At 42.8% G+C, this 25973-nt stretch carries 30 protein-coding genes and 1 other RNA gene; 12 read left to right on the top strand and 19 right to left on the bottom strand.

What is annotated here, in order from left to right:
* Positions 1 to 11: 11 nt before the first annotated feature.
* From metG to JZO70_RS11010, 9 genes are all read right to left on the bottom strand, one after another.
* Complete coding sequence (gene metG / locus JZO70_RS11050) at positions 12 to 2021, bottom strand: methionine--tRNA ligase (RefSeq protein ID WP_207673629.1); 2010 nt, start codon at positions 2019 to 2021, stop codon at positions 12 to 14.
* Positions 2022 to 2100: 79 nt separating this feature from the next.
* Positions 2101 to 3270: an NAD(P)-dependent malic enzyme gene (locus JZO70_RS11045; RefSeq protein ID WP_207673628.1), complete on the bottom strand. Its 1170-nt coding sequence runs from the start codon at positions 3268 to 3270 to the stop codon at positions 2101 to 2103.
* Positions 3270 to 4640, bottom strand: coding sequence for a class II fumarate hydratase (gene fumC / locus JZO70_RS11040; protein WP_207673627.1), 1371 nt, complete (start codon positions 4638 to 4640; stop codon positions 3270 to 3272). Before fumC ends, JZO70_RS11045 begins: the two co-directional genes overlap by 1 nt.
* A 240-nt stretch (positions 4641 to 4880) precedes the next feature.
* Complete coding sequence (gene dtd / locus JZO70_RS11035; RefSeq protein ID WP_207673626.1) at positions 4881 to 5327, bottom strand: D-aminoacyl-tRNA deacylase; 447 nt, start codon at positions 5325 to 5327, stop codon at positions 4881 to 4883.
* A 10-nt stretch (positions 5328 to 5337) separates the two neighbouring features.
* Positions 5338 to 7551: a RelA/SpoT family protein gene (locus tag JZO70_RS11030; RefSeq protein ID WP_207673625.1), complete on the bottom strand. Its 2214-nt coding sequence runs from the start codon at positions 7549 to 7551 to the stop codon at positions 5338 to 5340.
* 106 nt (positions 7552 to 7657) lie between these two features.
* A complete protein-coding gene (locus JZO70_RS11025) occupies positions 7658 to 8407 on the bottom strand; it encodes a 16S rRNA (uracil(1498)-N(3))-methyltransferase (protein ID WP_207673624.1) in 750 nt (249 codons plus the stop codon).
* A gap of 1 nt (position 8408) precedes the next feature.
* Positions 8409 to 9356 (bottom strand): 50S ribosomal protein L11 methyltransferase, encoded by a 948-nt coding sequence (prmA, locus tag JZO70_RS11020; protein ID WP_207673623.1) that lies wholly within the window; start codon positions 9354 to 9356, stop codon positions 8409 to 8411.
* Positions 9357 to 9379: 23 nt separating this feature from the next.
* Positions 9380 to 9856 (bottom strand): DUF3013 family protein, encoded by a 477-nt coding sequence (locus JZO70_RS11015; RefSeq protein WP_207673622.1) that lies wholly within the window; start codon positions 9854 to 9856, stop codon positions 9380 to 9382.
* A 32-nt stretch (positions 9857 to 9888) separates the two neighbouring features.
* Positions 9889 to 10512: a DNA-3-methyladenine glycosylase gene (locus JZO70_RS11010; RefSeq protein ID WP_207673621.1), complete on the bottom strand. Its 624-nt coding sequence runs from the start codon at positions 10510 to 10512 to the stop codon at positions 9889 to 9891.
* A gap of 171 nt (positions 10513 to 10683) precedes the next feature.
* On the opposite strand from JZO70_RS11010, the gene JZO70_RS11005 reads away from it, so the two are divergent.
* From JZO70_RS11005 to JZO70_RS10990, 4 genes are all read left to right on the top strand, one after another.
* On the top strand, positions 10684 to 11961 hold the full coding sequence (locus tag JZO70_RS11005; protein WP_207673620.1) for a replication-associated recombination protein A: 1278 nt from the start codon (positions 10684 to 10686) through the stop codon (positions 11959 to 11961).
* A gap of 136 nt (positions 11962 to 12097) precedes the next feature.
* Positions 12098 to 12291: non-coding RNA, 6S RNA (gene ssrS / locus JZO70_RS11000), on the top strand.
* A gap of 64 nt (positions 12292 to 12355) precedes the next feature.
* Positions 12356 to 12637, top strand: a complete 282-nt coding sequence (locus JZO70_RS10995; protein ID WP_207673619.1) for a hypothetical protein — start codon at positions 12356 to 12358, stop codon at positions 12635 to 12637.
* Positions 12638 to 12694: 57 nt separating this feature from the next.
* Positions 12695 to 13168: a universal stress protein gene (locus JZO70_RS10990; RefSeq protein WP_207673618.1), complete on the top strand. Its 474-nt coding sequence runs from the start codon at positions 12695 to 12697 to the stop codon at positions 13166 to 13168.
* Positions 13169 to 13219: 51 nt separating this feature from the next.
* On the opposite strand, the gene JZO70_RS10985 is transcribed toward JZO70_RS10990, so the two are convergent.
* From JZO70_RS10985 to JZO70_RS10960, 6 genes are all read right to left on the bottom strand, one after another.
* Positions 13220 to 13579 carry a fluoride efflux transporter FluC gene (locus JZO70_RS10985; protein ID WP_207673617.1) on the bottom strand — a complete coding sequence of 120 codons (360 nt, stop codon included), beginning with the start codon at positions 13577 to 13579 and terminating at the stop codon, positions 13220 to 13222.
* On the bottom strand, positions 13576 to 13959 hold the full coding sequence (crcB, locus tag JZO70_RS10980) for a fluoride efflux transporter CrcB (RefSeq protein ID WP_207673616.1): 384 nt from the start codon (positions 13957 to 13959) through the stop codon (positions 13576 to 13578). Before crcB ends, JZO70_RS10985 begins: the two co-directional genes overlap by 4 nt.
* Before the next feature lie 134 nt (positions 13960 to 14093).
* Positions 14094 to 14639 (bottom strand): cysteine hydrolase family protein, encoded by a 546-nt coding sequence (locus JZO70_RS10975; protein WP_207673615.1) that lies wholly within the window; start codon positions 14637 to 14639, stop codon positions 14094 to 14096.
* Positions 14640 to 14651: 12 nt separating this feature from the next.
* Positions 14652 to 15347: a 5'-methylthioadenosine/adenosylhomocysteine nucleosidase gene (locus JZO70_RS10970; RefSeq protein WP_207673614.1), complete on the bottom strand. Its 696-nt coding sequence runs from the start codon at positions 15345 to 15347 to the stop codon at positions 14652 to 14654.
* An 80-nt stretch (positions 15348 to 15427) separates the two neighbouring features.
* On the bottom strand, positions 15428 to 15709 hold the full coding sequence (macP, locus tag JZO70_RS10965) for a cell wall synthase accessory phosphoprotein MacP (RefSeq protein ID WP_207673613.1): 282 nt from the start codon (positions 15707 to 15709) through the stop codon (positions 15428 to 15430).
* 1 nt (position 15710) lies between these two features.
* On the bottom strand, positions 15711 to 16283 hold the full coding sequence (locus JZO70_RS10960) for an NUDIX hydrolase (protein ID WP_207673612.1): 573 nt from the start codon (positions 16281 to 16283) through the stop codon (positions 15711 to 15713).
* 227 nt (positions 16284 to 16510) lie between these two features.
* On the opposite strand from JZO70_RS10960, the gene JZO70_RS10955 reads away from it, so the two are divergent.
* The 7 genes from JZO70_RS10955 to JZO70_RS10925 all read left to right on the top strand — a co-directional run bounded on the left by JZO70_RS10955 (position 16511) and on the right by JZO70_RS10925 (position 21577).
* Complete coding sequence (locus JZO70_RS10955) at positions 16511 to 17170, top strand: 5-bromo-4-chloroindolyl phosphate hydrolysis family protein (RefSeq protein ID WP_207673611.1); 660 nt, start codon at positions 16511 to 16513, stop codon at positions 17168 to 17170.
* Positions 17171 to 17214: 44 nt separating this feature from the next.
* Positions 17215 to 18402 carry a toxic anion resistance protein gene (locus tag JZO70_RS10950; protein WP_207673610.1) on the top strand — a complete coding sequence of 396 codons (1188 nt, stop codon included), beginning with the start codon at positions 17215 to 17217 and terminating at the stop codon, positions 18400 to 18402.
* 163 nt (positions 18403 to 18565) lie between these two features.
* Positions 18566 to 18820: a hypothetical protein gene (locus tag JZO70_RS10945; protein WP_207673609.1), complete on the top strand. Its 255-nt coding sequence runs from the start codon at positions 18566 to 18568 to the stop codon at positions 18818 to 18820.
* Complete coding sequence (locus tag JZO70_RS10940; protein WP_207673608.1) at positions 18813 to 19178, top strand: hypothetical protein; 366 nt, start codon at positions 18813 to 18815, stop codon at positions 19176 to 19178. Before JZO70_RS10945 ends, JZO70_RS10940 begins: the two co-directional genes overlap by 8 nt.
* A gap of 107 nt (positions 19179 to 19285) precedes the next feature.
* Complete coding sequence (locus tag JZO70_RS10935) at positions 19286 to 19999, top strand: ABC transporter ATP-binding protein (RefSeq protein ID WP_207673607.1); 714 nt, start codon at positions 19286 to 19288, stop codon at positions 19997 to 19999.
* Positions 19996 to 20736 (top strand): ABC transporter permease, encoded by a 741-nt coding sequence (locus JZO70_RS10930; protein ID WP_207673606.1) that lies wholly within the window; start codon positions 19996 to 19998, stop codon positions 20734 to 20736. Before JZO70_RS10935 ends, JZO70_RS10930 begins: the two co-directional genes overlap by 4 nt.
* A 4-nt stretch (positions 20737 to 20740) precedes the next feature.
* Positions 20741 to 21577 (top strand): MerR family transcriptional regulator, encoded by an 837-nt coding sequence (locus JZO70_RS10925; RefSeq protein WP_207673605.1) that lies wholly within the window; start codon positions 20741 to 20743, stop codon positions 21575 to 21577.
* Between the two features lie 16 nt (positions 21578 to 21593).
* Here JZO70_RS10925 and JZO70_RS10920 read toward each other — a convergent pair whose 3' ends face one another.
* Genes JZO70_RS10920 through JZO70_RS10910 form a run of 3 tightly spaced genes read right to left on the bottom strand, consistent with a single transcriptional unit; the run spans position 21594 to position 23847 of the window.
* Entirely contained in the window at positions 21594 to 22328 is a 735-nt protein-coding gene (locus tag JZO70_RS10920) for an amino acid ABC transporter ATP-binding protein (RefSeq protein WP_278252607.1), read from the bottom strand.
* A complete protein-coding gene (locus tag JZO70_RS10915; RefSeq protein ID WP_207673604.1) occupies positions 22267 to 23001 on the bottom strand; it encodes an amino acid ABC transporter permease in 735 nt (244 codons plus the stop codon). The genes JZO70_RS10920 and JZO70_RS10915 overlap by 62 nt, the downstream gene beginning before the upstream one ends.
* 12 nt (positions 23002 to 23013) lie before the next feature.
* The gene (locus JZO70_RS10910; protein WP_207673603.1) at positions 23014 to 23847 is read right to left on the bottom strand and encodes a substrate-binding periplasmic protein; all 834 of its coding nucleotides are present in this window, start codon (positions 23845 to 23847) and stop codon (positions 23014 to 23016) included.
* 276 nt (positions 23848 to 24123) lie between these two features.
* Here JZO70_RS10910 and JZO70_RS10905 point away from each other — a divergent pair, with 276 nt between their 5' ends.
* Positions 24124 to 25365, top strand: coding sequence for an aspartate aminotransferase family protein (locus tag JZO70_RS10905; protein WP_207673602.1), 1242 nt, complete (start codon positions 24124 to 24126; stop codon positions 25363 to 25365).
* A 46-nt stretch (positions 25366 to 25411) separates the two neighbouring features.
* On the opposite strand, the gene JZO70_RS10900 is transcribed toward JZO70_RS10905, so the two are convergent.
* Positions 25412 to 25858 carry an Lrp/AsnC family transcriptional regulator gene (locus tag JZO70_RS10900; RefSeq protein ID WP_207673601.1) on the bottom strand — a complete coding sequence of 149 codons (447 nt, stop codon included), beginning with the start codon at positions 25856 to 25858 and terminating at the stop codon, positions 25412 to 25414.
* Positions 25859 to 25973: the final 115 nt, after the last annotated feature.

Below are 25973 nucleotides of genomic sequence, written 5' to 3'. Positions count from 1 at the left end.
AGTCCGGTAATTTATCCAACAATTGATCCGTTTGGCATATCCTTTGGCGCTTCAACAACTTTTAAGCTGCCGTCAGGTGCTTCAGCCGAAAGAATCATTCCTTGACTGACCTCGCCTCGCATTTTACGTGGTTTCAAGTTCGCTACGATAATCAGCTTTTTGCCGATTAAGGAAGCTGGATCAGCATAGAATTCAGCAATGCCTGACAGAATTTGGCGGTCTTGTTTATCGCCGGCATCTAAACGGAACTGCAGCAGTTTATCGGCGCCTTCAACTTTTTTACAGTCGATGACTTCGGCTACTTTCAGTTCTACTTTATCAAACACATCAAACTTAATTTCTTTATCCTTCACTGAAACTAATTCGGTTTCTTCAGGATTCCATTTGATAGCTGCTTCTTCAGGTTGACTGCCTTCACTCATTTTTTGCTTGATATAGGCAACTTCTTCTTCCATGTCTAAACGCGGGAAGATTGGTTTGCCCTTAGGAATCACTTTAGTGTCTTCAGGGAATTCACCAAAATGGATTTTTTCCAGCTGCATCATTTCAGTATTCAAACCAAGTTGTTCGAAGATCTTCTTCGGTGTTTGAGTCATTACAGGTTGCAGTAAAATTGCGACAATGCGCAAGCTTTCCGCTAAATGAACCATTACACTGTCTAGCTCTTCTTGCTTCTCTTCGTCTTTAGCTAGGATCCAAGGCTCAGTTTCGTCGATGTATTTATTGGCACGAGAAACCAGCACCCAAATTTCAGCTAAAGCATTGTTAAATTCCATTTTTTCCATTGATTCACGGTATCGGCCAACTACATTAGCAGCCGTCGTCGACAATTCGCTGTCAAACGGTGTCACCAATGATTTATATTTCGGTACGACGCCACCGCAATATTTGTTAATCATAGCAACAGTACGATTTAACAGGTTGCCCAGGTCATTGGCTAAATCGTAATTCACCCGAGAGACAAAATCTTCCGGTGTGAAGACGCCATCTGAACCAAAGGGTACTGCCCGCAGCAAATAATAACGCAATGCATCTAAGCCGTAGCGTTCCACCAGCATTTCTGGATAAACCACATTGCCCTTAGACTTAGACATTTTACCGTCCTTCATCATTAACCAGCCATGGCCAAAGACTTTTTTAGGTAATGGCAAATCTAATGCCATCAGCATAATAGGCCAGTAGATCGTATGGAAACGCACGATTTCTTTTCCAACCATTTGAACGTTAGCCGGCCAATATTTTTGGAACAGGCTGTCATCATCTGAGCCGTAGCCTAACGCTGTAATGTAGTTAGACAAAGCATCAATCCACACGTAAACCACGTGTTTTGGATTAGCATTTACTGGGATTCCCCAAGCAAAAGTTGTTCGTGAAACCGCCAAGTCTTCCAAGCCGGGCTTGATGAAGTTATTGATCATTTCATTTTTACGAGATTCTGGTTGAATAAACTCTGGATGGTCCTCGTAATACTTCAATAGACGATCTGCGTACTTGCTCATACGGAAAAAGTAAGATTCTTCGCGAACCAATTCAACTTCGTGTCCACTCGGTGCTTTCCCGCCGATCACATTGCCTTCTTCATCACGATAAACTTCATCCAATTGGGTTTCCGTGAAGTATTCTTCATCCGAAACCGAGTACCAGCCTTCGTATTCGCCAAGGTAAATATCCCCTTGCTCCAACAGCTGATCAAAGATTTTCTTCACACCTTCTTGATGATACTCATCAGTGGTACGAATAAATTTATCGTAACTAATATCTAGCGTTTTCCATAATTTAGTAATATCTGTGGCCATCTTGTCAACATATTCTTTCGGTTCAACGCCTAATTCTTCGGCCTTTTTCTCAATTTTTTGACCATGTTCATCGACACCAGTCAAATAGAATACGTCATAGCCCATCAGACGCTTGTACCGAGCTATCGCATCACAGGCAATCGTTGTATACGAGTTACCGATGTGCAATTTACCGCTGGGATAATAGATCGGTGTAGTGATATAAAATGTTTCTTTCTCTGCCATGAGGCTCCTCCTTTGATCACAAATCATTCTTTGCTAGTATACCACAACTTCTATTTACAGTAGGAGGTTTTTACTGTTACTAACGTGTTACACCATCTTTTACAGCCGCCTCGGATACCTTCAAAGTAATCGCTTCAACCACCTGCTTATCAAAGACCGACGGAATGATGAAATCACTGGTTAAACGCTCTTCTGCAATTGAGTCAGCAATCGCATGAGCCGCAGCCAATTGCATGTTCGGGGTAATCTTTTTCGCTTCGGCAACGAAGGCTCCTCGGAAGATTCCCGGGAAGGCTAAAACGTTGTTGATTTGATTCGGAAAATCAGAACGGCCTGTCCCAACAATCGCTGCTCCGCCAGCTAACGCATCTTCGTACATAATTTCCGGCTCGGGATTCGCCATCGAAAAGACAATGCTGCCTTGATTCATGGAAGCTACCATTTCTTTAGTGACTAACTTAGGTGCAGATACACCAATGAAAACATCTGCTCCTTCAAAGGCTTCCGCCATGGTTCCAGTGAAATTCTTAGGCTGAATCAGCTCTAAGATTTCCTTTTCCACAAAGGTGGCATCCTTCATTTCTTCATGTAAAGAGCCAAATTTATTGAAGGCAGTAACGTGTTTAATACCGAAATGAACCAACATATGAATAATTGCACTGCCCGCTGCACCAGTTCCCGAAACGACTACTTTTAAGTCTTCCGGTTGCTTCTTAACAATCTTCAAAGCATTAATCAAGGCTGCTGTTACGGTAACCGCAGTTCCATGCTGATCATCATGGAAAACTGGAATATCCAAAGTTTCAATCAACGCTCGCTCAATTTCGACGCAACGGGGCGCACTAATGTCTTCCAAGTTAATCCCGCCAAAAGTTGGAGCTATGGCTTTAACGATCTGAATAATTTCTTGGGGATCTTTCGTATCCAAGCAAATCGGCACTGCATCAATGTCCGCGAATTCCTTAAACAGCAACGCTTTGCCTTCCATAACTGGCAAAGCTGCTTCTGGACCAATATCTCCCAAGCCTAACACTGCTGTTCCATCAGTTACGACCGCGACCGTGTTGCCTTTCCAAGTATAGTCATAGGCTTTACTGACATCCTTTTGAATTTCACGACAAGGTTCCGCTACACCAGGCGTATAGGCCAAAGACAAATCATGACGATCGACTACTTTGGCTTTTCCCGCTACTCCGATTTTCCCACGCCATTGTTTGTGTGCTTCTAAGGCTTCTTCGTAGATATTCATTAATTTTTCTCCCCAATCATTTTTTCCGGACGTACCCATTGGTCATACTCTTCCTCGGTTACATAACCAAGCGTCAAAGCTGCTTCCTTCAAGGTCGTTCCTTCATTAAAAGCCTTCTTGGCAATTTCTGCCCCTTTGTCATAACCAATGTGGCTATTTAAAGCCGTTACCAGCATCAATGAACTAGATAGTAATTCTGCCATCCGTTCCTTGTTAACAGTAATTCCCGCTAAACAATGGTCAGTAAAGGACTCTAATGCATCGCCAAGCAGACGAATACTTTGCAGAAGATCAAAAGCGATCACTGGTAAATAGACATTTAATTCAAAATTCCCTTGTGAAGCTGCGATCCCAATGGCTGTATCGTTCCCCATTACTTGCACTGCTACCATGGACAAGGCTTCACACTGGGTTGGGTTAATTTTGCCAGGCATAATGGAACTGCCAGGTTCATTGGCCGGAATTGAGATTTCTCCAAGCCCGCTGCGGGGGCCGCTGGCCAGCCAGCGAACATCATTAGCCATTTTCATACAATTGGCCGCTAACGCTTTCAAGGCACCACTGGTAAACACTACCGCATCACGATTAGCTAAAGCATGGAACTTGTTTTCTGCACTGATAAAATGAATCCCAGTTTCTACATGCAAAGCGCCAATAAACGCTTCTTCATAAGCTAGTGACGCATTCAATCCAGTACCTACCGCTGTCCCGCCGATGGCCAATTGCTTCAACTCAGCCAAGCTGTCAATCAGCATTTGGCGGTTACGCTCCAGACCTACCCGCCAGCCGCTGATTTCTTGGGCGAAGGTAACAGGTGTTGCATCCTGCAAATGCGTCCGGCCGATTTTGATGACTTCACGATTCGCTTCTTCCAGATCTTTCAGCACAGCGACTGTTTTTTCGATCATTGGCAGCAGATGCTTCTCAATCGCTAACGTGCCCGCCAAATGAATCGCTGTTGGAAAGACATCATTGGTACTTTGAGACATGTTCACATCATCATTCGGGTGAACCTTCAACGTGCTGTCACTCGCCAAATGAGCAATTACTTCATTGGCATTCATGTTGCTTTGTGTACCGCTGCCTGTTTGCCAAACCACTAATGGAAAAGCATCCCAGCGTTTTTCCCGCAGCAATTGATCAGCAGCCGTTTTAATCGCTTCCGCTTTTTCATTTGATAATTTCCCCGTTACTTGGTTTGCGGTTGCCGCCGTCTTTTTCACAATCACTAATGCTTCCAGTAATTCCGGTGGCAATTTTTCTCCACCGATTTTAAAATTTTGACGGCTGCGCTCCGTCTGCGCACCCCATAATGCATCAATCGGTACCTCAATTTCGCCCATTGAATCTCTTTCTATTCTCGTCTGCATAGCATTACTCCTTTGGCTTTTTTTCAATTATCACCTATTTTCTTCCCTTTTGGTAGTTTTCCTGACAAAAAAGACCCGAAACCTTGGAGAAAGTTCGGGTCTAGGATTAATTGTCAGCTGATTATCCTTGAATAGATGAATAGATTCGCTTAATTTTCAATAAGCTTCAACTTTTGCGCACACTCCGTGAGCATAAACAAAAAACCTTTAAGGAGCACTCTGTTGTGCTCCTCAAAGATTCTACTTGTCTCTCGTATCAAAAATAATCGTTACTGGCCCGTCATTGACTAGGGCTACATCCATATCGCCGCCGAACTCGCCGGTTTCTACTACTAAACCTTGTTGGCGGAGCCCTTCGTTAAAGTACTCGTACAGCGGAATCGCTGTTTCTGGCCGGGCAGCTTTAATGAAGCTGGGGCGGTTGCCTTTTTTGGTGTCTGCATACAAAGTAAATTGCGAGACACTTAGAATACTGCCTCCGACGTCTTGAATGTTTTGATTCATCTTGCCATCGGCATCTTCAAATATCCGCAGCAAAGGAATTTTACGAATCAAATAATCAGCATCCTCTTGGGTGTCTTCTTCATGAATGCCCAACAGAATCATATAGCCTTTATCGATTTTGCCTATAACCTGTTCATCAATTGTTACCGATGCTTGACTTACTCGCTGAATCACTGCTCGCATGTTTGGTCTCCTATCCTTTGGTCCGTTTGACACTGTAAACATCTGGGACCGATTTGATCTTATCAACAATCGAATATAAATGGCTTAGATTTTGAATCTTGATCGTTAAGCGAATCATCGCCATTTTATCCTTAGTCGGCTTGGCTTCGACGCTGACCAATTGCTTGGTCATGCCGCTGACAATATTCAACACATCATTTAACAGGCCATCACGATTAAAGCCGTAAATTTCCAAGTCCGCATTATAATCCTGGCTGATATTGGAGGTATCTTCCCATTCGACTTCGATCAGGCGTTCTTGAATACTCTTTTGATTAGTAATATTTGGGCAATCACTTCGGTGAATTGAAACTCCCCGGCCTTTGGTGATGTAACCAACGATTTGATCCCCCGGCACCGGGTTACAGCAATGACTGATCCGAATCAGCAGATTGTCAATCCCTTGAATCACAATGCCGCCTTCATGACGAATCTTGATTTTCTCTGCTTCTTTCTTCTGCGGCTGGTTAACTAATTCATCAACCGCATCTTGTTTCTTCTGCTTCATTTGTTCGCGGCGTTCTTTTTCCGTCAAACGGTTAGAGAAGGTCAGTGCACTTAATTCCCCGAAGCCAATTGATGCATACAAATCATCTTCACTGTGGAAGTTTAATTTGTCTAAGGTTTTCTGCAATTTATCCTTGGTTAAAACTTCTTTTGGTGTAAAGCCCATATCGTTCAAGCACTTGACCACGGCTTCGTGCCCTTTCGCGATATTTTCGTCGCGATCCTGAGTCTTAAAGAAGCGTTTGATCTTATTGCGGGCTTTGCTGGTTTTTACCATACTCAGCCAGTCGCGACTTGGACCGAAGGAATTCGGTGAAGTCATGATTTCAATAATATCGCCGTTTTTCAGCTTATAGTCTAATTGCACCATTTTGCCGTTTACTTTGGCACCGGTAGTTTTGTTGCCGACATCGGTATGAATACTGAAGGCAAAATCTAATGGACCTGAACCTTTTGGAAGCTCGGTTACATCACCTTTTGGCGTGAATACGTAAACCTTGTCGCTGAAAATGTCGCCTTTCACGCTTTCCATAAATTCAGAAGCATCGTAGCTTTCATCCTGCAGCTCCAAAATTTCCCGGAACCAGTCCAGCTGCTTACTGTCAGCTTCAGCATCCAATTTCTCAGTTTTGCCTTCTTTGTAGGCCCAGTGAGCCGCAACCCCGAATTCAGCGATTTGATGCATTTCGTGGGTACGAATCTGCACTTCGACTGGATTGCCGCTTGGTCCAATAATGGTGGTGTGCAATGACTGATACATGTTGGCTTTCGGCATCGCAATGTAATCCTTGAAACGTCCTGGCATTGGTTTCCATTTGGTATGAATGGCTCCTAATACGGCGTAACAGTCCTTAATTGAATCAACAATTACGCGAATGGCTAACAAGTCATAAATTTCATCAAATTGCTTCTTCTGATCTCGCATTTTACGGTAGATGGAATAGATATGCTTCGGCCGGCCATAAATATCGCCGATAATGTCTAACTCCTGGGTGGCTTCTTTGATTTCTTCGACGGTTTCTTTGACGTAAGCTTCCCGTTCTTCCCGCTTGCTTTGCATCAAATGAACGATGCGGTAATATTGCTTCGGATTCAAATAGCGCAGAGCAGTATCTTCCAGCTCCCATTTGATCCGGCTCATCCCTAAGCGATCTGCTAAAGGCGCATAAATCTCTAAAGTTTCTCGGGCAATTCGACGTTGCTTGTCGTCTCGTAAATAGCGCAACGTTCGCATATTATGCAGTCTATCGGCTAGTTTTACCATGATTACCCGCAAATCTTGGGCCATCGCCAATAGCATTTTCCGGTGATTTTCTGCTAACTGTTCTTCATGGGACTTGTATTTAATTTTCCCTAATTTGGTAACACCATCGACTAACGAAGCGACATCTGAGCCAAATTCTTCCTGCAGATCAGCTAGTGTTACTTCGGTGTCCTCCACCACGTCGTGTAAAAAACCCGTCGCCACGGTGTGAGGATCCATATGTAAATCCGCTAAGATTCCTGCTACTTGAATTGGATGGATAATGTAGGGCTCGCCAGATTTCCGAATTTGTTCTTTATGAGCTTCGAAAGCATATTCGTAGGCCTTTTTTACAAAGGCGGTATGCTCCTCGCTCATGTAGCCGGAAACCAGCTCAATCACATCGGGTCCTGTTAATTCTATATCTTTTGCCATTAGACATCCTCCTTAAAAGGGACGTATTTTTTCTTGTGTCTGGCACTTTTCCTAGTTATTTTTAAATAATTGTTTCTATTATACAGAGTTGCTGAAGGCTTTTCAATCAATCATTAAGTAAATCGTAATAAAAGCCGGCCGCGCTCATGACATAAAGTGGCGCTGTTTCTGTTCGCAAAATACGCGGACCTAAGCCGCATAATTTGGCACCTGCTTGTTGAAAAGCTTCGACTTCCTTAACAGAAAAGCCGCCTTCTGGTCCAAAGATAACCAGTAATTTGCTGCCTGTTTTTAAATTTTTCAGCGTCTGAACTAGTTGCGCTTGCTCACCTTGCTTAGCCGATTCTTCATAAGCAATTAAAACTTCATCATATTCCTCAAAGGTCTTCACCAGTTCAGCTTCGTTGGCTAAAAACTCCAGCTGCGGCAAAAACTGTCGATGGGACTGTTCTGCCGCTTCTTGAATGATTTTGTTCAAGCGCTGCTGTTTTTTCTGCTGCTTTTTATGATCCCATTTCACCACCGAGGTCTCAGCCGGAAAAGCGATAAACTGGTGAGCACCTAGTTCTGTGGCTTTTTGGGCGATCAGCTCCAGCTTTTCTCCTTTAGGAAAGCCGCTGGCTAAGGTGATAGCTACAGGCAATTCACGGGAGAAGGTTTCTTTTTCCAGTTCTTTTAGTTGAACACTTTCGGAATCGATCGCCGTGATCTCCGCTTTAACTGCTGTTTGGTCGTTAAACACTAAGAATACTGCATCCCCTGCCGACATCCGCATTACCCGCATCATGTGGTGATGGGGCTCGCCGGTCAATTGGACAGTGGGTTGATAAGCTTCATTGATAAAATAGCGCTGCATATTAGTCTTCCTCAGGTTTCTTCAAGATCATGGCATACCAGTCTTTTTGTTGGAAAATCCGATCCACTTCAAAACCTTGGCTGTACAACTCTTCTAGGATCATGTCTTTTTTATCTTCAATGATGCCAGAAATAATAAAGGTGCCGTCTGACTTCAGTAAACGCCAAGCATCAGGAATCATCAGCTTGATAATATCCGCCAAAATGTTGGCTACAATAATATCTACGGACTTTTCAACACCGTTCAACAAATTATTGGCTGCTACGGTAATATTTTCAGTACCTTCATTCATATCGACATTTTCTTGTGCCGAACGAACCGCTACTTCGTCTAAATCATAAGCGTAAATTTCTTTAGCGCCCATTAACGAGCAGGCAATACTTAATACGCCGGAACCAGTACCGACATCCAAGACCGTTTCGCCGCCGCGAATGACGGTTTCCAAAGCTTGCAAAGTCAAGTTGGTAGTAGGATGAGTACCAGTGCCAAAAGCCATGCCTGGATCTAGAGTGATAATTTTTTCTTCCATTGATTGAGCTTCGTATTTTTCCCAGCTTGGTACAATCGTTAAATAGCGAGTTACTCGTACTGGATGGTAATATTTTTTCCAAGCCGTCGCCCAGTCGCTTTCTTCCACTTCACTGACGGTGATTTCATTTTTACCAATGGCTAAACTAAATTCTGGCAGCTGAGTAATACTGTCGGTAATAAAAGGTAAAATCTCCGGTAAAAAGATAGTTTCGGGGAAATAAGCACTGACTTCAGCGCCTTCCTCTAATTGCGTAAAGGTCTCCCGATCAAGCAATTCGCCATATTGATCTTCTTTATAAAAAGCGATATCCAATGCATCTTCAATCGCGACGCCTGTTGCACCAGCCTCCATTAAAATATTAGAGACAGCTTCAACTGCTTCACTGGCCGTCGCTACTTTTACTTCATTCCACTTCATGGTGTTCCTCCTTGATTAACAAATTAAAATTTAGGATAAGGCAAATAAGTTTCGTCACTTGTCTTACTATGTTTTTGGAATTCTTCTTCTGACCAAGTTAATTCAAATACAGCATCTTCACTGTCGTCAGCTAAAAAGTCCAACAAATCACTTTGGCCTTCTTCGATTACTTCTCGTAAATAATCGACCACTGCAGTAAGCTGAGTTTTTTTCATTCCTTTTTTTCCTTCATAAGGAATGACTGCCAAGTATTCTTCGGGATCAATGGTTGATTTTTCAGGATCGTATAAGAGAATCGCGTCTTCAAATTCGATAATTTCTTCTTCAGAAGCTACTCCATCTACATCGTCCAGTTCGATTTGCTGCTTGTTTTCAGCATACAAGCGGAAAGCCACTTCAAAGGTGCGATTGCGCGTGTCCCAATCTAAATTCAATTCGTACTCTGGAATCTTTTTGCCTAGGTAGGCATCTAAGTAACTAATCATTGTTTCTTTGGCCATTTTTGTTGCTCCGTTCGTTTTTTATAGTTCAATTAGCGCCAGCCATTTGCTGGATCAATTTGATTTTTTCGTTGTTTGGTTAAATAAGGGTTGCCCTTAACGGTAAAGCGCAAAGGCAGATCGGTCCAGATTCCTTTGTTGGGAATTCCGATTCGCGGCAGGCGTTCTATTTCTTTTGGATAGCGGCGTTTTTCCGGAACGAGATGCAAGGTGCTGGTAAAAATTGATTCTCCATATAGTTCCTTGCCGATTCCCATTGCTTGAACCAATTTACCAGGTCCATCGCTAATGGCAGCACCTGTTTGACCGCCGCGATTGCGGATCATTTCCGGTATGCCTTCGGCTGGTTCTAACCCACGGATCATTACTCCTTGGGGAATCCCTTTTGGTTGTGTGATCATATTCAAAATCAAGTGAGTGTGCATCGTGTATAAGTAAATCGTCCCTGGTTCTTGGTACATCGCTCGCACACGCGGAGTATCTCGCATTCCGTAGCTGTGCGCAGCCTCGTCATCAGGTCCTAAATAGGCTTCGCAGTCGACAATATAGCCGCCTAATTTCCCGTGAGGTGTTTCATGCTCCACGTACATTCCTAACAGATATTCCGCCACTTCTTCTGTTGAATGAGTATTAAAATATTTGATCGTTTTTTCCATTTATTTCACCTCTTACATCATACACAATAATAAGGGTAGATACCACGTTCACCCTTTCAGTTTCCTATAATTTATTAGAAAAAAATGGTATAATAGAACATACATTCCCAATTACGAATGTTTCGTTTACTGATTTTTCAAAAATTTGACTACTATATAAGGAGGGAAACCATGCAGCAACCATTAGCGTATCGCATGCGCCCCCGAAATTTAGATGAAGTTGTCGGTCAGCGACAGCTGGTTGGTCCCGGGAAAATTATCCGCCGAATGGTGGAGGCCCGGATGCTGTCTTCCATGATCTTGTACGGACCACCAGGAACTGGAAAAACCAGTATCGCCAGCGCGATTGCCGGTTCTACGAATTACGCCTTTCGCATGCTGAATGCCGCAACGGATACCAAGAAGGATTTGCAAATTGTCGCCGAAGAAGCCAAAATGAGCGGGACGGTCATTTTGCTGTTGGATGAAGTCCATCGTCTGGATAAAACCAAACAGGATTTCCTGCTGCCCCACTTGGAAAGCGGGCGGATCATTATGATCGGTGCCACCACAGAAAATCCTTATATTACTATTAACCCGGCGATTCGCAGCCGAACACAAATATTTGAAGTGAAGCCTTTAACGGAAGAAGATATCCAAATTGCAGTAAATTTTGCCTTAAAGGATGAAGAACGAGGACTGGGAACTTATCCAGTTGACTTAGACGAAGAAGCATTGCGCTTCTTGTCCCAAGCGACAAATGGCGATTTGCGCAGTGCCTTAAATGGCTTGGAGTTGGCAACTAAGTCTACACCAGAAAATGACGAAGGAAAAATCCATCTCACCTTGTCGATTATCGAGGAGTGTGTGCAGCGGAAAGCATTGACCCACGACAAAGATGGCGACGCTCATTACGATGTTATCTCGGCATTCCAGAAATCAGTCCGCGGCAGTGACGTAGATGCGGCTTTGCATTATTTAGGCCGATTAGTTGAAGCTGGCGACTTGCCGATTATTTGCCGCCGTTTGATGGTAATGGGTTACGAAGATATTGGTTTAGCGAATCCGCCGGCAGCTGCCAGAACCGTGCAAGCGGTGCAGGCTGCTGAAAAACTAGGCTTTCCGGAAGCCCGGATTCCTTTAGCCAACGCGGTAGTTGATCTATGCCTGTCGCCTAAATCCAATTCCGCCTACGTAGCACTGGATGCGGCGATTACCGATATTCGGGCCGGTAAAGCCGGCGATGTTCCTGATCACTTGCGGGACAGTCATTACAAAGGGGCCAAGGATTTAGGTCGCGGCATCGACTATCAATATCCCCACAGCTTCGACAATGCTTGGGTGGATCAACAGTATTTGCCTGATAAGCTTAAAAATGCTCACTATTATGAACCCAAAGCTACAGGGAAATATGAACAAGCGCTGGGACAGCAATATCACCGGATTCAGGAATGGAAAAAGAAAAAATAGGAACAATTACTTTGACATCTTCACTAGTTATCGCTACAATAAGAGCATAAAGTTAGACGCATTGAAAAACATCAAATTTCTGATTTATCAATTTGATTGATTGCGTCTTACGTTTGACTATGCTATGATTGAATTGAAAATTCTGTGATGTGCGCGTTGCCCATTTCAGTGTTGACCGAACATTTTTATTGATATATTGGGATCTGTCTTGTGTCAAAGCTGGTAACAGGCCTTTTCATTTGGTAGTTCGAGGCTTAGACCATGGAACCCACCTGCTTGAATTTGCGGGATCAATACTATCGGGTAAATAACGGCATCGACGGAGTTTTCCATTCTTTTGGAATGAAAGCAATTTGCATCTGCAAATTGCTTTTTATTGTATTTAGGAGGAAAAATGATGATTCGCATATTGATGGTGCTGATGGCGATTTTGCTATTATTTTGCAGCTATTATCTTATTCAAAAATCGGATGGACTTTTAGCCTTATTAGCTAAAACACCCGCCAATAAAAATTTTCTGCGCCATTACGGACTTCTTTATGCCGCTTTAGGAATTGTCGGCTTCTTTATTGCCATCATAAACCACTCTACCCCTTCAATGGTCTACATTATTGTCGTCATTTTATTTGCGGCCTTATTCAGTATTCAACTGGCTCAGAAAACGAAATCATCTTAAGTATATGATTTTACGCCAAAATGTTTTAAAATATAAGTAGAAAAGGAGCTGAGAAAAATGGAACAACAATATACAAAAATCATGACCGCTGTCGATGGTTCAAACGAAGCAGAGCTTGCCTTCCAAAAAGCCGTCAATGTCGCAAAGAGAAATAACGCAGAATTGCTATTGGCTCATGTTATTGATACCCGTGCTTTTCAAACGGTTTCATCCTTTGACAATGTCTTAGCAGAACAAGCAACTGAAATGGCGAAACAAACCTTGAACGATTACGAGAGCTACGCAAAGAATGCAGGCTGTCAAAAGATTTCTAAGGTAATCGAGTACGGTGCACCAAAATTAATGATCGCAACTCAAATTCCAGAGGAGCACGATATCGATCTAATTATGTTAGGTGCAACCGGACTTAACGCGGTGGAACGTTTGTTTATCGGATCAGTTTCTGAATACGTGATTCGCAACGCCAGCTGCGATGTATTAATTGTACGTACGGACCTAAATAATCAGCTGCCTGACGACGACAAAGATTAAATGATACGCAAACAGCACTTGAACCGGATGTTTTGGTTCAAGTGCTGTTTTTTATCTTCCTAAATAACTCCCTATCATCAAACCAAAAAAACTGCACAGCAATCCTAATCCATAGGAACCAATCAAATAACGATAGAACATCTGGCGATCATTTTTCCACAAAACGAATACTTCAAAATTGAAGGTAGAAAAAGTGGTGTAGCCCCCCATCACGCCGGTACCTAAGAACAGATACATAGACGAGGACATGTGGATGCCGAAGAAAATTCCCAATAAGAAACTCCCAGTCAAATTGATAAAAAAGGTAGCTCGCGGCAAGCGTTTGGTTTGAGATTCAAAATAATTATTCAAAGTAAAGCGCAGCATCGCTCCCAAAGCCGCTCCGCTTCCAACTAACAGTGTATTTATCATAGGTCTGCTTGCACCCCTTTGTGATAAATTGCTTCACCAAAATAAGTCATGGCTAAGCCGCCTGCAAATGACAGCAATAAATACAAAAAGGCCAGTCCCCATTGTCCAGCTTGCATCAGCTGCATTGTATCCAAGGCAAAAGAAGAAAAGGTGGTTAGTGCGCCGCAAAAGCCGATACCCAATCCTAAAATCAATCTTCCCGAGACGTCCCTATCACTCAAAATATGCTTCACTAGCCAGCTGAAGATAAAACAGCCAATTAAATTAGCCGCCAATGTGCCGATTGGAAACCCGCCGATTTTAGGAAGAAAGATACCAATCCAATAGCGCAGTGAACCACCGGCAAAGGCAAATAAAGCAATGATTAAATAGTCCAACATGTTTAATTCATCTCCATAATAAATTCTTTTCCACTATAAGCCTTGATGTGAGTTTATGCAAATTAAGAGGAGGCACTAAAAAAGCAGTCAAAAGAGCTTGTTATCACTCTTTTGACCGCCGTCAGTTCATTCATTTAAATAAGTGTTGCTCCTAAGGTATTTTTAAAATGGGCTAAGGCCCATTCGTGGCCAACTGGATCAAAGCTTGCGACCGCCTTTTCTGGAACCACGATTTTATAACCTAAATTATAGGCATCCACCGCTGTATGCAGCACACAAATGTCGGTACATACACCCGTTAAGCACAATTCGGTAATCCCCCGCTCACGCAAGCGGATGTCCAAATCGGTTCCGCTAAAGGCTGAATAATGACGCTTATCAATCCAGTAAACATTTTTTTCCTGCTGATTGGCCTGATAGAAATCAGCCAATGAACCATACAATGCCCGGCCTTCTGTGCCGATCACATTGTGAGGCGGAAATAGTTTGTTTTCTGGATGGTATTGATCAGTGGGATCATGTCCATCAATAGCAAAGACGACAAAATCACCATGGTCAAAATAGTTTTTCGTTAAAGCGACTATTTCGGGTTCAATCGCCTGTCCGGCTTCTCCGGTGGTTAATTTCCCGTCGGTAGCAACAAAATCGTTGGTATAATCAATCGAAAGCAATGCGCGCATCAGTTAGCCTCCCTATTTTAAAATATGAACAAATTCAACAACCATTTCTGCTGAGCGTTTGCCGGCTTCATCAATAAACTCGTCGAAGCTTTGAGTTGCTTGGTGATCGGCAGTGTCGCTAATTGCTCGTACCACTAAAAATGGAATCTCAAATTGTTGAGCGGTTTGAGCAATTGCTGCTCCTTCCATTTCACAAGCCAAGGCATCTGGGAAATTAGTTAAAATATCTTTGATCTTCGCAGGAGCATCGACAAAGGTGTCACCTGTGACGATCAAGCCTTTTTTCACGTGATGTGAAGTGTTTTCGGCAGCTTTCGTCATGTTGTCGACTAAGTAGCGGCTGGCTTCAAAGTATAAAGGCATTCCGCCTGGCAATTGTCCTGGTTTGTAGCCAAAGCCGGTGGCATCTACGTCAAAGTATGCCAATTTTTCTGAAATAACTAGGTCGCCGACTTGCAAGCCTGCGCCAATGCCACCTGCAGAACCAGTATTAATGACCATGTTTACGCCATATTGTTGGATTAGCAAGCTGGTTGTCAGTGAAGCGGCCACCTTGCCGATACCTGAGCGCACCACAATTACTTCATGTTTGCCAATGGAACCAGAAATAAACAACGCACCAGCTCGCTCCCATGATAGCGGGCTTTCCAGCTGTTCACGTAAAATTTTGACTTCTTGATCCATGGCACCGATGATACCGATTTTCATTTGAATTCCCTCCGATTACATCGTGTTAAGACTCTTATTTTTTGAAAAATTGTTTTGATTCTTAGCACGAATACTATTTGCTAGATAAAGAAAACGGCTAGCATTACAACTACTAATAATACCACAACTATTAAAATTGCTTTATTCAAAAGGGAGCCGCGTTCTCGGTAGCGTTCCTTTTCACCGCTGCGGGTTTTCTCCAGCGGTTTGTTCTTTTTCAGCTCTTTGCGGTACACGCCGCTGATTTCTTTTTGTTTCTTGGCGTAGGCTTTTTCGGCCTCCGCCTTTTGCTGCTGTGCTAATCGCTCCTGTTCTTCCTTACGTTTGCGTATTTCACTACGCGTTATCAGGGGACGACTCATTCTAATCCTCTCCTTGTTTCACCTGCATTAATTCCCAATACTGAACCGCATAAATTGTTTTCGCATCGCAAATTAAGCCATCGGTAATTGCTTGTTTCGCTTCTTCTAAAGTTAATTCGTATAATTCCAACACTTCGTCATCGTCTTGAGGCCGAGGGTTTTCGACCTTTTCCAGCTTGTCGGCTGCATATATGTAGAGCTTCTCGTTGGAAAAACCAGGGGACAAATACATTTCTGCTACATATTTCAATGATTCTGCCCGATAGCCGGTTTCTTCTTCTAGTTCGCGGCTGGCAGTTTTTTCGGGATACTGACCTTCGCCAGGATCAATTTTACCAGCTGGAATTTCTAACACAACCTTTTCCAGCGGTTTGCGAAATTGTTTCACCATAATCATTTTATTTTCTTTGGTAATCGGAATAATTCCTACCCCGCCATGATGGAAAACTAATTCCCGTTTAGCGGTTCCTCCCATTGGCAATGCTACATCGTCTAAGACGACTTCGATAATTTTTCCTTTAAAAATTTCTTCTCGTTGAATGGTTTTTTCTTCAAAATCTTTATATTCTAACATAACTTCACCCTTCTTCTTTAAGAATACTTCGTTGATTTAAATAAGACAACGGACTTAAGACTTATTGTAGCATAGAAAATTTCTTATGTTTTTTCTAAATCTAAAAAATCCATCTTTGGTCCGATACTAATTCTATAGAATTTCGTGCTATTATGAGCGTGTAAGGAAATACGTGAAAAATAAATGCATTAGATACCCGCTTTACTTACTAGATTAGGAGGATCATTATGCGAAAGAAAATATTCCCGATAATTGTGGTAATCATTGGGATCATCTGTTTTTTAGAAGGTGACTTTGGCGATTTTATCACATTAGTACTACTTGTGACAGGTGTTACCTTAATTTATCGTGGCATTAAAGGACGAAAAGTTCAGAAAAAAGAAGAAATGCCGTTACTTAGTCCTGAAAAGGAAGATTATTACCGTGAAGCTGGCATGACCGACAGCGAAATTGACCTTTTCCGCGAAACAATGAATCAGTCGAAGAACCAAATTGTTCAGCTGCAAAACAACATTAAAAACAACGCAAAGCTAAAAGCGATTGATTTACGTCACGATATGTTAAAAGCAGCCAAGGCTCTGTTTAAAGAATTGGTAAAAGAACCAACCCGCTTGCCTGAAGCGAGCCAATTTCTTTATACACACTTACCGAACATTGTTGATTTGACCGACAATTATATCGAAATCAATAATCATGAGGTTAAGTCGAAAGAAGTTTATGGTAAACTAGAAGAAAGTGCACAGATCATCGATCAAATGGCCGCTTTGGTAGTTAAAGATTATCAACAATTCGTTTCCAATGACTTGGAAGACATGGATGTAGAAATCTCGATTGCCAAACGAAACATTGAAAAAGATCCTGATCTGTCCAAACAATTTAGCGAATAAAAAATCTAGCCTAGCTAGATTTTTTTCGAACAGGAGGAACCATAGTGGAACCGGAAAACAAACCCGCACCAGTAAATGACACATTAGATGATTTGTTAAGCAACCCATTTGGCACTGATAGCCTAACACCTGTCCAAAAACAAGAAATTTCAAGTCTGCAGGAACAAGAAACAGCCGATCGCTTAGTCGACAAGCTGCCTGAAGAACGCCAAGCCCAAGCTCGTGAATTAGCCAAGAAAATTGATGTAAACGACTCCCAAGCTGTGATTACTTATGGCGCAACTGCGCAAACAAAACTGAGCGAATTTTCACAGTCGATGCTAACGACTGTATCAGCCCAAGATATTGGACCGATCGGTGATTCATTAAATCAGTTAATGTATCGTCTGCAAGAAGCAAACCCGGATGAATTACGGGTTGGCGAGGGTAATCTTTTCCAACGGGTTTTCGGAAAAGTAAAACAGTCGATTTATGAAATTACGACGAAATACCAAAAAATTGGTGCCCAAATTGATAAGATTGCTATGAAGCTGAATACAGAAAAAGATGGTCTGTTAAAGGACAATCAAATGCTGGAACAGCTTTATACTAAGAACAAGGACTATTTTGACGCCTTGAACATTTATATTGCGGCAGCTGAGCTGAAGATGGAAGAGTTGAAATTCGAAGTTATTCCAGAAGCCAGCAAAAAAGCGCAGGCTAGCGGCGACCAAATGGACGTGCAGGTTGTTAACGACTACACACAATTTTTGGATCGTTTAGATAAACGGACCTACGACTTGAAACTGGCGCGTCAAATCACGATCCAGCAAGCACCGCAAATTCGTTTGATCCAAAATACGAACCAAGCCTTGGCTGAAAAGATTCAAGCCTCTATCAATACGGCGATTCCATTGTGGAAAAACCAAGTAGCGATTGCCTTGACTCTGTTGCGTCAAAAGGATGCGTCGATGGCTCAACGCCAAGTATCTGAAACAACCAACGATCTATTGAAGAAAAATTCAGAAATGCTGAAAATTTCGACGATTGAAACCGCCAAAGAAAACGAACGGGGCATTGTGGATATCGAAACACTACAACAAACGCAAAATGATTTAGTGGAAACCTTGGAAGAAACCCTTCGTATTCAAAAAGAAGGCAAGGAACGTCGTCATGCCGCCGAATTGGAAATCAACCATATGGAAAATGAGTTGAAAAACAAGTTGTTGGAATTAACAACGAAAGAAAACTAAAGAGTAAGACGCTGACTAGCAGAGAGATCTGCTAGTTTTTTTGTTAACACAAGATTAACCACTTGCTATAAACATTGATAAATCAAGGTTTCGATGCTATAATTACATCATATTCTACGCTAACATTAGCCCAAACAACTTATCAAAAGGGAGGTCGTTAATCGTGACTGTACACCTTCATTTAACACCAGAAGAAGAGAAACTCGTTAAAGAAACTTTGGCTAAAGATGGCCAGACACCTGAGGAAGCTTTTATGAGCTTCATTTACCTCAAACTTGAAACCGAAAAGAACCCACATATTTCTATGATGGAAAATCCTAACGTTCAAAAAGTTATTGCCGATGTAGATGAAAACGGCACTTTAGTTATCCCAGAAGATGCTCCCGAACATATGAAAGATTGGATTCGTCATGGATGAGTTTCAATTATATATCGTAAATTCTATGTTATTCGGGGATCCAACCCCCAACAAGAGACGACCTTCTGTTTATATTGGTCTTTCTTCAGAAAAATTCGGTTATATACGACTCCTTGGCGTTTACACTTACAAAGAAAAGTTTGGCCGAGAAGATTTTTTAAACCGGATGTACAAAATCCAAGACAAGGAAATAGCCAATCTAATCTCTAAAGCAGACTCTTATATTGATGTTTCCTCTGAAATTCTCCTCTCTCTTGCAAAGGTAAAAGAGTTAGCTGAGCCAAAACCAATTGGCAAACTTTCCGAAAGAGACATACTTGGTTTAATCACGAAATACCATAGGTACAAGCAGCAATGATTAATTAATGGATCCTTACTCTCGTTTTTCTGCGGGAGTTTTTTTGTTTTCACCGATTGACTCTCCCCTTGGAGCAGACATTATGCTTGGTTCTAGGAGGCGATAAGATGGGTATCATCACAGTAAAGAATTTATCCAAACAGTTTGGAAACAAGCAAGTATTAAACGACGTTAGTCTTCAGGTAAAGAAAGGGACGGTCTTTGGTCTCTTGGGGCCAAATGGTGCTGGCAAATCGACTTTGATTGAATGTATCCTTGGTCTGAAGAAATCTGACAGCGGCGAAACGCTAATTTTTGGCAAGACAGCGAGTAAGAATCGCAAGAGCTTATTTGAGAAAATTGGGGTTCAGCTGCAGGCTTCAAGTTTTCAAAACAATATCAATGTCGAAGAATTATGTCAGGAAATGGCGGCGTTGTATCAACAGCCGCAAGACTATCAAGAACTGTTAGAGCAGTTTGGACTTTCCGAATACCAAAAACAGCGGGCCAATAGTTTGTCTGGTGGACAAAAGCAGCGGCTTTCTTTGGTCTTGGCTTTGCTGCCGAATCCAAAGATTGTTTTCTTGGATGAGTTAACGACTGGTTTGGATACGGAAGCGCGAAGGGATGTCTGGCGGGTCTTACGAGGATTAAAGAAACAAGGATTAACGATCTTTTTGACGACTCATTATTTAGAGGAAGCCGAGCAGCTTTGCGATGAGCTGGTCTTTTTGAAAAAGGGCCGGATTATTGAACGGCAAAATCTAGTTCAATTGCAGCAGCAGGACAATTTCCTGACGCTGGAGGACTATTACTTGCAGATAATGGAGGAAAGCGCATGAGAAAATACTTAACCGTTTTGTCGGTAGAAGGAAGAGTATCGTTGCGGACACCGGAAGGGTTGATGTTTGGGATTGGGATGCCGATGGCCGTGTTACTTTTGATTAGTATGTTGGCAGGTAATCAAGTAGTCAAAACTGGTGACTATACGTTCTTGCAAAGCAGTTATCCTGCTTTAGTAACCGTCGGTATTTGCGCGACAGCTTTTATGGGCCTCCCCTTAACCATCGCGGATTATCGGGATAAAAAGATTTTAAAACACTTTTTTACTACTCCTACCAGCCCGCTTTTTTTAATGAGTATTCAGGTCGTTCTGTGTATCCTGCTGGCTCTGGCTTCTGCTTTAGGCGTCACTGGCGTTGCCGTCTTGGTGTTGGGCTATCGGATGCCTGGGTCTTGGTTAGGTTTTGTCAGTGTGTATTTTCTTGTGATGTTCTCCATGTATAGTATGGGTATGATGCTGGCCAGTCTTTGTCGAACTATGAAGCAGGCCAACTTGATCTGCAATCTGGTTTATTTTACGATGCTCTTTTTGTCGGGATCGGTGATTCCCTTCGAAATTTTTCCTGAAAGGATGCAAAAAATCGCCAACATGCTGCCACTGACTCAAGGGGTTCGCTTATTGAAGATCGTTTCTCTTGAAGGTCTCCGCAGTTTGCCGCTGCTGCCGTTGCTTTATCTGCTGCTGTTTGGCATTATTGGTATAATCGTTTCAGTGAAAACCTTCAGATGGGAGTGAGTACATGTTAGATAAACCGGATGAAAATCTGTATCGAGTAGGGATTTTTTCCCAAATGAATCAAGTAACCATCAAAGCACTACGCCACTATGATGAAAAAGGACTGTTGGTGCCTCGCTATGTTGATCCGGAAAACGGCTATCGTTATTATAGCGCTAGTCAGCTGCCGGATTTGCATCAAATTATTGCCTTGCGGAAGATCGGCTTTTCACTGGAAGAAATCCGCCAAGTCCAGCAAGGTGTCAGTAAAGACAAGCTGTTGCGCCTGAAAAAGAAACGGGTTTTGGAAGAAATTGCGGAACGAACACAGGAGTTGTCGGTGATTGAAAGCTATCTGGCTGACGATGAGGAATTAGTGGAGTATGACATTATTGAAAAATCATTGCCGGAAATCACGGTAGCTTCCATGACTTTGACGGTGAAAACGTATGGCGACTTGATGCAATACATGCCAAAAATGGATCGTGAACTGGAGCGCTTGGACAGCCGCTATACCACCCCGCAATATTGTTTTAACCGTTACTTGGATGGTGAGTACAAGGAAGAAAATATTCGAGTGGAGATTTGCGAGGCCGTTACGGCGGCTTCAAAGGAAGATACTTTTCTTTCCTTCAAGGTGATTCCTAAAGTTGAAAAAGCGGTCTGTGCTCTGCACCAAGGAGTCTATGACCGACTGCCCTTAAGCTATCAAGGGATCCTTTCCTTTATTGATCAAAATGACTATGAGATCGCTGATTTGCCACGAGAATCTTACATTGATGGTATGTGGAACAAGGAGAAACCCGAGGAATGGTTAACGGAAATTCAGATTCCGGTGCGAAGAAAAGACACCTCCCAGTGATACAGGAGGTGTCTGTTTATTTTAGCGAACGAAGCAAGAAGCTTTTTGCCCGCTCGGTTTCTGGACTACTGAAGAATTTTTCTGGGGTGTTGTCTTCGATAATCTCGCCATTCACCATAAATAAAATCCGATCGGAAACTTCTTTGGCAAAGCCCATTTCATGGGTAACAATAATCATGGTCTTGCCTTCTTCCGCCAAGTTTTTCATGACATCCAGCACATCCCCGACTAATTCAGGGTCAAGGGCTGAGGTCGGTTCATCAAACAGCATGATTTTCGGATTCATCGCCAAACTGCGGGCAATCGCTACTCGCTGCTTTTGTCCACCTGACAGCTGCTCGGGATAATCATCGCCTTTATCCCCCAGTCCAACCTTTTTCAGCATCCGCATTGCCTCGGCTTTGGCTACAGTAACGTGCATTTTTTTAACAATCTGCAAAGGCATCGCCACATTTTCCAGCACGGTTTTCAAAGGAAACAGATGAAAGGACTGGAACACCATCCCAATTTCTTCTCTCAGCTTACGAACATCGTATTTAGGATCGATTGTGTTTTCCTGTTTGTACAAAATCTCCCCTTCTGATGGTTCCTCCAGCTGATTGATGCAGCGTAAAAAGGTACTTTTTCCAGCGCCGGATGGTCCCAAAATACAGGTGACCGAATTTGGCTGAATCTCCACGGAAATATCGTTAAGAATCCTTTTGCCAGCGTAAAAAGATTTGTTTAAATGCCTTATTTCTAGCAGTGCCATTTCGCGTCTCCTCCTTCTTTCTCTTCAATAAAAAGCTTTTTTCAATCTGTTTTTGTCCAACAATCAACAAACTGATCAGCCCTAAATAAAACACGGCTAAAACTGTGTAGGTACTGACATAATCAAAGCTCAATGACGCATAGTTCATGGCCTGCTGCGTCATTTCGCTGACGGCAATCACCGTCAGCAAAGACGTATCCTTAACCGAAGTAATAAACTGGTTTCCCAGCGCCGGCAAAGCACTGCGAAAAGCTGGCGGGACAATGAAATGAATCAAAATCTGGTAATCCTTCATTCCCAGCGAACGACCTGCTTCCCATTGACCAATATCTACACCTTCTAAGGCTCCACGAACAATTTCGGAAATGAAAGCCCCGGAATTAATCGCGATGACGATAATTCCGGCTGTAGTGCTGTTTAAATCTAAGCCTAAAAGACGTGGGAGTACAAAGTAAATGTACAACGCTTGAACAATTAAAGGGGTTCCGCGAATCAGCCAGATGTAAACCGAGCTGATTCCTTTAACAAAAACATTTTTTGACCGCAGGGCCACGCCTGTAACACAACCGATCACAAATCCGATCCCAATCCCTACAATGGCCACCAGCAAAGTCATGACTAAACCATCTAGCAATAAAGGAACCAGGATACGCAGCGTTTCTTGAGACACCATAGTGCTCAGCTCCTATTCTGTCCATTTTTTGTTTAGCTCTTTCAAGGTTCCGTCTTCTTCAAAGACCTTTAAGGCCAACTCGAAGTTTTCTTTATAAGGACTGTCCTTAGTCAAGGCCACCGCATAAGGAGATTCATCTTGATTGAATTCCTCACCGATGCCTTCCAAGGTTGAATCCGTCTGCGTTTTCACATAATAAGCCACGTTTGGTGCATCTTGGATTACGGCATCCACTTTATTTTGCTGCAAGGCTTCAAAAGCACCGGTGATTTTATCGTAGGCTTCAATCTTAGCACCCTCTAAATTCTTACTTGCGTAAGCATGAGAAGCTGTTCCTTTTTCCACCCCTACCGTTTTATCCCCTAAGTCATCAATTCCGGTAATTCCGGTATCAGCTTCGGTATTAATCATCACCCGCTGGCCAGAATTTAAGTACGGTTCGGTGAAATCCATAATTTCCTGACGTTCACTGGTGGCACATAAGGCAGCTGCCGCAACATCCAACTTACCTTCCGATAACGAGGTGACTAAAGGTGCATAATCTTGCACTTGATATTCGCCGCCTGCTAATTCGTATCCTAGAAATTCCTGCAATTTGTCCAATAGTTCAATGTCGTATCCGGTCAAGGTCTGTCCGTCCTCTTCATAGTAAGAAAAAGGTGCAAATACCCCTGACGTACCAATGCGCAAGCTTTCACCTTCTAAAGATCCTTCGACATTTTCTTCAGTGACCGCTTCGCTGCTGGTTTCTTCCTCCGCATTGTTGCTTTGGCAACCAGCCAAAAACAAAGTTGAAAGAATCGCAATTCCTCCCACAAGCATGAACTTTTTCATCTGTTTCTTCATATTCTTTCTCCTCCCTGATACAACTATTAGTAACTTACAAACTTTCATGTTAGAAATTATAACACATAAAAATGCAATTGGAAGACGTTTTTTCAATTTTTATTAATCCGAATAAGTCTTAAAAACCCAAAAATCCGCTTTGAACAGGCGTATCAAGCGGATTTACAGGCAAAAATATTTATTTTTTCGCTTATTCCTATCTTGATTAATCGATAATTTTATGTTAGATTATCTTCCATAAAAGATTTTACTACTAATAGAAGGCAGGGTGATTTTATGCGTTTAGCAGAAACGAAGTACTCAGCACAGGAGATCAAGGACTTGGTGGACACTTATATGATGGAAACCTATGAACGTTTTGATTTCATTGCTGAAACAGCTGAAGGAATGTATCTATATGATGAAAACGGCGTTGGCTATTTAGATTTTTACGGCGGTGTTGCGGTCAACAACATCGGTAATACCAATCCACGAGTTGTAAAAGCCGTGATTGACCAAGTACAAGATGTCTCTCATACCTTCAATTACCCTTATACTCTGCCGCAGGCTTTGCTGGCGAAAACCATTTGCGAAGCGATTGGGATGGACAAAATTTTCTTCCAGAATTCCGGTACCGAAGCCAATGAAGCGATGATTAAGCTGGCTCGCAAATACGGCGTGGAAAACTTCGGTCCTGATAAATACCATATTATTTCAGCTAAAAAGAGCTTTCACGGTCGAACATTCGGTTCCCTGTCAGCAACTGGGCAACCAGAAACCGCCAACCACAACGGCTACATGCCTGGGGTTCCCGGTTTCAGCTATGTTCCCTTCAATGATATAGAGGCGATTAAAGAAGCATATAACGATCATGTTATCGGCATTATGCTGGAGCCGATCCAAGGAGAAGGCGGCGTCCACCCCGCAGATCAGGCGTATTTACAGGAAGTTCGTGCTTTTTGCGACGAAAAAGGAATTTTGCTTATGCTGGATGAAATTCAAACCGGCTGGGGCCGCACCGGCAGCTTGATGGCGTATATGTATCACGGGATCAAACCCGACATTGTTTCAATGGCTAAAGCGATGGGCGGCGGAACGCCACTTGGAGCGATTTGTGCCACTAAAGAAGTCAGTAAAGCTTTCACGATTGGTTCCCATGGATCAACTTATGGCGGAAGTCCGCTTTGCTGTGCAGCTGGCCTAGCTGCCGTTACCGAGATTATTGAGAAGGATTTGGCGACGAATGCTCATCAAGTAGGTACGTATTTTACCGATCTGCTGCGCTCAATGCCAGGAGTCAAGGAAGTTCGCGGTCGAGGACTAATGATCGGCGTCGAGTTTCATGAGCCGATTGCCCACGAGGTTAAACACCTGGCCTTCGACAAAAAGCTGCTGATCACTCAGATTGATCAGCATACGATTCGGATGGTTCCGCCGCTGATTGCCGATAAACAAAATTGTGATACGGCCTTCCAGATTCTGCAGCAGTCTGTTAAAGAACTAAGCAGCTTTACCGAATACCAAGCAAGATTAGCATAAACAATCCCTGCAAAGTCGTCATTTCGTTCGACCTTGCAGGGATTTTCTATTCGCTCACTTCACTAAAGGCGAAACCGCGACTTTGAACCGGGGTGGAGAAGACAATTTGGGTGTTGGTTCGGCCGAAACGCTGCAGTTCATTGATAAAACCATCCAAAGCTTGAGTACTTTCAAAAACTACTTTGATCATCATGGAATAGGCTCCGGTCACGCAATCACACTCTAAAACATTAGGCACCGAAGCAATATAAGGATAAAAGACTTCTTTTTGCTGCGGCTCCAGCGACAGTTGAATATAGGCCTTAATCGACAAGTCCGCTTGAGGAAAATTCAAATGGGCCTGATAATTCAAAATAGAGCCGTTCTTTTCCAAGCTGTGCAGTCGCTGCGAAACAGCTGGCGGGGTGATAAACAGCCGTTCACTGATGTTTTTAATCGACAGACGCCCCTCTTTTTGCAAGATATTCACGATTCTTTTGTCTAACTCATCCATCTGCTTTCCTCTTTTCAATAAAATGGCTGTTTTCCTTTGTTTAAAAAAGCAAAAGGCACTTTTTTCGACGATAAACAAAGAAAAGCTTCAAAGCTATAGCTCACCGATTAGTTAT

Source organism: Candidatus Enterococcus moelleringii (assembly GCF_017377575.1).
Taxonomy (GTDB): Bacteria; Bacillota; Bacilli; order Lactobacillales; family Enterococcaceae; genus Enterococcus_A; species Enterococcus_A moelleringii.
Note: the sequence above shows the minus strand (reverse complement) of the source record. Positions and strands in the feature narration are given on the sequence as shown.